The following is a 1,867-nucleotide window of genomic DNA, read 5'->3' on the forward strand; positions in this document are numbered from 1 at the left end:
AAGTACAAGAGTCCATTTTCACAAAAGCGGATAAACGTGAGTTAATCACAGCTAAAAATCATTTAGATGATCCAGTAAGCACTGAAGGTAAAAAGCCAGGTACAATTACGCAGTACAATAATGCAATTCATAATGCGCAACAACAAATCAATACTGCAAAAACAGAAGCGCAACAAGTGATTAATAATGATCGTGCAACACCACAACAAGTTTCTGACGCATTAACTAAAGTTCGTGCAGCACAAACTAAGATTGATCAAGCTAAAGCATTACTTCAAAATAAAGAAGATAATAGCCAATTAGTAACATCTAAAAATAACTTACAAAGTTCTGTGAACCAAGTACCATCAACTGCTGGTATGACGCAACAAAGTATTGATAACTATAATGCGAAGAAGCGTGAAGCAGAAACTGAAATAACTGCAGCACAACGTGTTATAGACAATGGAGATGCAACACCGCAGCAAATTTCAGAGGAAAAACATCGTGTCGATAACGCATTAACAGCATTAAACCAAGCGAAACAAAATTTAACTGCAGATACACATACCTTAGAGCAAGCAGTGCAACAATTGAATCGCACAGGTACAACGACTGGTAAGAAACCAGCAAGTATTACTGCGTATAATAATTCAATGCATGCGCTTCAAGCAGAACTTACAAGTGCTAAAAATAGTGCTAATGCTATCATTCAGAAGCCAATAAGATCAGTGCAAGAGGTACAAACAGCATTAACAAATGTAAATCGTGTTAATGAGCGATTAACGCAAGCAATTAATCAATTAGTACCTTTAGCTGATAATAGTGCTTTAAGAACTGCTAAGACGAAACTTGATGAAGAAATCAATAAATCAGTAACTACTGATGGTATGACACAATCATCAATCCAAGCATATGAAAATGCTAAACGTGCAGGTCAAACAGAAACAACAAATGCACAAAATGTTATTAACAATGGTGACGCGACAGACCAACAAATTGCCGCAGAAAAAACAAAAGTAGAAGAAAAATATAATAGCTTAAAACAAGCAATTGCTGGATTAACACCAGACTTGGCACCATTACAAACTGCAAAAACTCAGTTGCAAAATGATATTGATCAGCCAACGAGTACGACTGGTATGACAAGCACATCTATTGCAGCATTTAATGAAAAACTTTCAGCAGCTAGAACTAAAATTCAAGAAATTGATCGCGTACTGGCATCTCATCCAGATGTTGCAACGATTCGTCAAAACGTGACAGCAGCGAATGCTGCTAAAACAGCACTTGATCAAGCACGCAATGGCTTAACAGTTGATAAAGCGCCTTTAGAAAATGCGAAAAATCAACTACAACATAGTATTGACACGCAAACAAGTACAACTGGTATGACACAAGACTCTATAAATGCATACAATGCGAAGTTAACAGCTGCACGTAATAAGATTCAACAAATCAATCAAGTATTAGCAGGTTCACCGACTGTAGAACAAATTAATACAAATACGTCTGCAGCAAATCAAGCTAAATCTGATTTAGATCATGCACGTCAAGCGTTAACACCAGATAAAGCACCGCTTCAAACTGCGAAAACGCAATTAGAACAAAGCATTAATCAACCAACGGATACAACAGGTATGACGACCGCTTCGTTAAATGCGTACAACCAAAAATTACAAGCAGCGCGTCAAAAGTTAACTGAAATTAATCAAGTGTTGAATGGCAACCCAACTGTCCAAAATATCAATGATAAAGTGACAGAGGCAAACCAAGCTAAGGATCAATTAAATACAGCACGTCAAGGTTTAACATTAGATAGACAGCCAGCGTTAACAACATTACATGGTGCATCTAACTTAAACCAAGCACAACAAAATAATTTCAC

Annotated in this window: 1 protein-coding gene; it reads left to right on the forward strand. The window is 36.9% G+C overall.

Annotation, left to right across the window (positions count from 1 at the left end):
* Positions 1–1,867, forward strand: a 1,867-nt coding sequence (locus IDG60_RS12850; RefSeq protein WP_206160764.1) for a coiled-coil domain-containing protein, incomplete at both ends; no start/stop codon positions are given.

This window comes from Staphylococcus sp. EG-SA-2 (assembly GCF_017152085.1).